The organism is Methanobrevibacter sp. (genome assembly GCF_017447225.1).
Classification (GTDB): Archaea; Methanobacteriota; Methanobacteria; order Methanobacteriales; family Methanobacteriaceae; genus Methanocatella.
The window spans coordinates 1-4966 of the sequence record NZ_JAFSNZ010000034.1 but is presented as its reverse complement, the minus strand read 5'-3'; the positions used below and the strand labels follow the sequence as shown (position 1 = coordinate 4966).

General features: G+C 33.6%; 4 protein-coding genes. 3 read left to right on the top strand and 1 reads right to left on the bottom strand.

Annotation, left to right across the window (positions count from 1 at the left end):
• Positions 1 to 1014, bottom strand: a 1014-nt coding sequence (locus tag IJQ68_RS03405; RefSeq protein ID WP_292796959.1) for a biotin carboxylase N-terminal domain-containing protein, incomplete at its 3' end; no start/stop codon positions are given.
• A gap of 70 nt (positions 1015 to 1084) precedes the next feature.
• Between IJQ68_RS03405 and IJQ68_RS03400 the strand changes: the two genes are divergently transcribed.
• From IJQ68_RS03400 to IJQ68_RS03390, 3 genes are all read left to right on the top strand, one after another.
• A complete protein-coding gene (locus tag IJQ68_RS03400; protein ID WP_292796956.1) occupies positions 1085 to 1714 on the top strand; it encodes an METTL5 family protein in 630 nt (209 codons plus the stop codon).
• 44 nt (positions 1715 to 1758) lie between these two features.
• Positions 1759 to 4137, top strand: coding sequence for a hypothetical protein (locus tag IJQ68_RS03395; RefSeq protein WP_292796954.1), 2379 nt, complete (start codon positions 1759 to 1761; stop codon positions 4135 to 4137).
• A 229-nt stretch (positions 4138 to 4366) separates the two neighbouring features.
• Positions 4367 to 4966, top strand: a 600-nt coding sequence (locus IJQ68_RS03390; protein WP_292796951.1) for a putative RNA uridine N3 methyltransferase, incomplete at its 3' end; no start/stop codon positions are given.

Genomic DNA, 4966 nt, shown 5'->3' with positions numbered 1-4966 from the left:
GATACGGCATTCAATAGCATGTCCTGTAACTTTAATGTCTTCCTGTGAATAGCTTAACTCTTCACCGGCAGCGATTCTGATTTGCTCTTTAATTAAATCAGTGTTTGTAACAAGTTCTGTAATAGGGTGTTCCACCTGGATACGTGTATTCATTTCCAGGAAATAATAATTTCCGTTATCGTATAGGAATTCTACTGTACCTGCACTGGTATAACCAATATATTCTGCAGCTTTAACAGCACTTCCACCCATTTCTTCCCTTAATTCTTCGGTCATGATTGGGGAAGGAGCTTCTTCCAGCAATTTCTGATGTCTTCTTTGGATTGAACATTCCCTATCAGCCACATGAATCACATTTCCATGTTCATCAGCCAAAAGCTGGAATTCAATGTGTCTTGGCTTTTCAAGGTATTTTTCAATGAATACTGTCGAATCACCAAAGTTTGTTGCAGCTACGGATTGTGTGGATTCTATTGCACGTACAAGTTCATCTTCTTCATAAACTGCACGCATACCGATACCTCCACCACCTGCGGAAGCTTTTACAATAACCGGGTATCCGATTTCTCGAGCAATTTCTTTTGCCTCTTCAATATCACTGACACCTTCGGGAGTTCCTTCAATAACAGGCACACCCGCTTTTTTCATTAAAGCTTTAGATGTAATTTTATCTCCCATTTCATGGATAACTTTTCCGCTCGGTCCGATAAGCTTAATGCCATTTTTTTCACATTCTTCTCCAAATTTAGGATTTTCTGCTAAAAATCCGTATCCTGGGTGAATTGCATCAGCTCCGGATTCAAGTGCGATATTGATAATTTTTTCAATATTCAAATAGGATTTTGCCGGTGAAGGATTACCTAAAGGATAACTTTCATCAGCATAATTTGTATAAAGAGAGGTCTTATCCGCATCAGAGTATACTGCTACACTTTCAATATCAAGTTCACGGCAAGCCCGCATAACTCTGATAGCTATTTCACCTCTATTTGCAATTAATACTTTTTCAAACATTTGAAACCTCAAAGTAATTTATTAGTATATAATAATTATATGTACTATAAATAATAAATTTGTTGATTAGATGAAAAAAATTACACGAAAAAAACATTTGGAAATGAAAATTCAGTCAGTTCTTCCACATCCAAATCCGAAAGTCGAACTTGAACAGTATTCAACTCCGTCAATAATTGCTTCAGACCTGTTGTGGAATGCGTTATCTCTAGGAGATATTGAAGACAAGAATATTCTGGATTTGGGCTGCGGCAGCGGTATATTCGCAATAGGATCTGCTTTATTGGGCGCCAAATCTTCAATAGGCGTTGATATTGATGTGGAGTCCGTTAATCGGGCCCGTGATAATGCTAAAAATATGGATGTTGGGAATGCTGATTTTATTGTGGGAGATGTTTTAAGTCTTGAGAAGAATCTTGAAGCAGATACGATTTTTCAAAACCCGCCTTTCGGTTCTCAAAAGCATGCTGACAGGGGCATTGATTTGGAATTTGTCAAAAAAGCATATGAACTTTCTCCAAATGCATTATATTCATTTCACATGGCTTCAACTGAAGAGTTTTTAATTGATTATTTTGAAAAGCTCTCTTTTAAAATAACACATATCTTCAGATATAGCTTTCCAATACCAAAAATCTATGATTTCCATACAAAGGAATCTAGGGATGTTGATGTGATTGTAATAAGGTCAACCATTTAAATATATTAACATCGTTGTGTATAATATTTAACAAAGGGGATTTTATGAAACGTTATTTGATTTTGCTATTATTATTTTTTTTATTGATTCCTTTTGTTTCTGCTGATGAAAACTTAACATCCAATACTTATTATGTAAGTGCTGATGGTGCTGCTGATGGGAATGGTTCTGTCGATAATCCATTCAGTGACCTTCGCACAGCCATTGATAAGTCTTATTCAGATGATGTAATTTATATTAGGGGAGGAACATATTCTGGAGTTAATAATACTAATTTGGTAGTTCCTTTTTCAAATTTAACAATAAAAGCTGTTGAAGGAGAAAAAGTTATAATTGATGGAAATAAAACTAACATATTTACAATTAACTGGGATTATTTTGACATATCTGGAATTACTTTTGTCAATGCTTATTCAGTACAGGGGTCTTGCTTTAATATCTGGTCAAGATATGTGACCATTTCTGATTGTGATTTTATCAACGATTCTGCTCAGGTGAGCGGAGGGGCAATAAATATTAGAAATAATTTTTTAACAGTGAAAAACTCCAATTTCATTAATTGTTATTCTTTTATGGGTGGAGCAATGCATATTGAAGGAGCTGAAAATAAAATGTATAACTGCAGATTCATTAACTGTAGTGCATCTCAGGCGGGAGCTATTGACTGGCAGAGAAAAAGCAGTTATTTATATGATTGTGTTTTCATGAATTGTTATGCTTCAACTAACGGAGGAGCAATGGCCGTAAATGAAAACACCGTTGTTTTCGATAATATCACTGTCATTAACTGTTCAGCTAAAAAAGATGGTGCAGTAATTTATGGGACAGAATTAAAGGGCACTATTTCCAATTCTATGTTTACCAATAATTCTGCCAATAGAGGAGCTGTGTTCCATGTGTATTTTGATTCCAATGTGAATCTGGTTAACTCCTCTTTAATAAATAATAAGGCTTCATCTTCAGAGATTTTATTTAACATTTCAATTAACGATTCTGATGTTGAGATTATTCCGACATTCAGGGCAAATAATTTGGTATGCAATGCATTCAACAGATTAACTGAATCTTCCGTTTCCTTTTCAAACGTTACTTTCTGGGGTATTGATGGCGTTATGAATAGCGGAAATGTTGAAAATTTTGTAAGTGGTGCTGAGAACAGTCAAGGGGGACAGCTTGTTTATGCTGATTATCGCCAAGCAAACCAGCTGATTGTTGTGGAAGTCTATGATTCAAACAATATATTAATAGAAAATATCAGTCAAAATACGGATATTTTCGGAAGTGTTTCATTAAAACTCAATAATCTAAGCTATGGGAATTATATTGTAAAGGCATATCATCCGGAAAATGAATATTATACTTATATTTCATCCAGTCAGAATTTTGAAATATCAAAAGACAGCATTATTATTGAAAGTCAGGACATGGACATGTATTACCATGACGGATCAAGATTTATCGTAAACTTAACAAACAATAATCTTCCGATAGCAAATGCTTCAGTTACAATCAGTTTAAATGGTGTTGACTATACTCGTTTAACGGATGATAATGGTTTGGCTTCATTAAGCATTAATTTAAACAGTGGAAAATATGGTATAAACGCTTCATATGTTGATGAAAATAATAAAACATATGCTACTGATGCTGTTATTTTTGTCAAATCAACAGTTGATGCATCAAATCTAACTAAAATATACAAAAACGATTCCCAATTCTATGCAATATTTACAGACTTTTCAGGCCATCATTTGGCAAACACGTCTGTCACTTTCAACATTAATGGCGTATTATATAATCGTACCACTAATTCTGTTGGTGTTGCTAGATTGAATATTAACTTAAATCAGGGAACTTATATCATAACATCATTAAACACATTAACCGGTGAAAAAACATCCAATGTGATTACTGTACTTCCGTCCATTACAGAAAATAGGGACCTTGTCAAATTCTGCAGGAACGCAAGCCAGTATGTTGTCCGCATCTGTGATAAACAGGGAAATGTTGTTTCCGGTGAAAATGTGACATTCAATATAAATGGAGTATTTTATAACAGGACTTCCAATGCTACAGGCCATGCCAAGCTCAATATCAATTTGCAGCCGGGCAATTACATAATAACTGCAATTTATGATGGATGCATGGTTTCCAATAACATTACTGTTCTGCAGGTGTTGTCTGCTGAGGATTTGGTTAAAAATTATGGAACATCAGATCCTTTTGTAGCGAAACTTATTGATGGTGTTGGAAAACCTTATTCTGGGCAAAACATCACATTTAACATAAATGGTGTCTTCTATAATAGGTTAACTGATGCAGACGGTTTGGCCAGATTGAATATCAATTTGCAGTCCGGCGAATATATTATTACTTCGATTTATGACCAAATGGCTATTGGAAATAGGGTTACTGTCATTTAATTTTTTTTAAAAACCCTATTTTTTTCTTTTTTTAACCTAAAAATCAATAGCTTTATATAGTAGATGCTTAATATATAATATTAATATATTCTCTGAGTATAAAAAAGTTGGTAGCATAAAAAGAGCTACAGGTATTATAGTTGATATAATACTTTAAATGTGTAAATCTATTTTAGTGAAGTTAAATGTAGGGTAATCTTTATATAGTTTACATAATATATTATGTATGATGTATAAAGATGAGCTATCTATATTTATTCCAAATTCATTTCTTTCTGAGTCTAAAGATCTCAAAGTCCGTACTTATAAAGTAGGGATTTTAGGTAGAGCTTTAGCCGTGTTTCAAGCAGATAATGTGGTTATTTATAATGATGATCATATGAAAAATGAAGATGGAGAAAGTGACGGAGCCTTTATGGCTGAAGTTTTAAGTTTTATGGATACACCTCAGTATCTGAGGAAACAAGCTTTTCCAATAAAAAAAGAACTTAAGCATGTAGGAATACTCCCACCTTTAAGAACTCCACATCATCCTTTAAATAATCAACCTGACGTCGGTGATTATAGACAAGGATACACTGTTAAAAGAAACAATAAAGGAACTTTTGTTGATATAGGTATGGATAAACTTGCATTCTGCAAAGAGCAACTTTCAGTTAAACAGATTTTTGACTTTAAGATTGCTAAAATAGCTAAGAAAGAAGTAATAGTCACACCTGATAAACCAGATGACATTTACTGGGGATATAATGTCATGTCCTCTAATAAGAGTCTTAAAAATAGCTTAAAATTAATTAAACCTGATCTTGTAATTGAAACTACAAGATAT

What these genes read in the sequence shown, in the direction of transcription:
- IJQ68_RS03395 (WP_292796954.1), top strand. Translation starts at nt 1,759, where the DNA reads ATGAAACGTTATTTGATTTTGCTATTATTATTTTTTTTATTGATTCCT.
- IJQ68_RS03400 (WP_292796956.1), top strand. Translation starts at nt 1,085, where the DNA reads ATGAAAAAAATTACACGAAAAAAACATTTGGAAATGAAAATTCAGTCA.